Here is a 611-nt window from a genome sequence, read left to right as displayed (position 1 = left end):
CCGGGGCCGGGGCCGGGCGTGGGGAGGACGGTGACCGGGCCGGCAGACACGGTGTGGCCACCGGCGGGACGGACACGGCGCCGGTTCCGCGGTTCCCGGTGCTGGCCGGCGCGTGCGACACCGGACGGGTCGGTGAGCGGCAGGCCGCGATCGTCATCGAGCAGCTCCAGGCCCTCCCGGGAGACCTCACCGGCACCCAACGGGCCCGGGCCGAGGAGGTCCTCACCGACTGGGCCGCGGTGATGTCACCCTCCCGGTTGCGGCGCCGCGCACCCCGGGTGCTCGACGAGCTCGGCATCACCCCGGCGGTGGCCGACGCGTACGAGGACGACCAGGTCGCCGCCGGTGAACGGGCCGCGTGGGAGAACACACGATTGTGGATGGTCGACAACCACGACGGCACCTGGAGCGGCCGGTTCACCCTGCCCGAGGTCCAGGCCCACATGCTCAAGAAGGCCCTGGACGCCCTGACCAGCCCCACCCGCCGCACCACCCCCGGCGGACTCAGCGCTCCCGCCGGGCGCACCACTCCCGGCGGGCGTGGCGACGGCCCGCACGGCGCGACGCACAGGACGAACCCGGCGAACGCGGCGACCGGGCAGGGCGTGAAC

General features: G+C 75.8%; 1 protein-coding gene. It reads left to right on the top strand.

Annotated elements, in window-relative coordinates:
* Positions 1-98: 98 nt before the first annotated feature.
* On the top strand, positions 99-611 hold a 513-nt coding region (locus tag HMPREF3099_RS10420), incomplete at its 3' end, for a DUF222 domain-containing protein (protein ID WP_237769836.1).

Source organism: Kytococcus sp. HMSC28H12 (assembly GCF_001816045.1).
In the GTDB taxonomy this organism is placed as follows: Bacteria; Actinomycetota; Actinomycetes; order Actinomycetales; family Dermatophilaceae; genus Kytococcus; species Kytococcus schroeteri.
The sequence above is the reverse complement of the archived record's forward strand: the minus strand, read 5'-3'. Positions and strand labels throughout refer to the sequence as shown.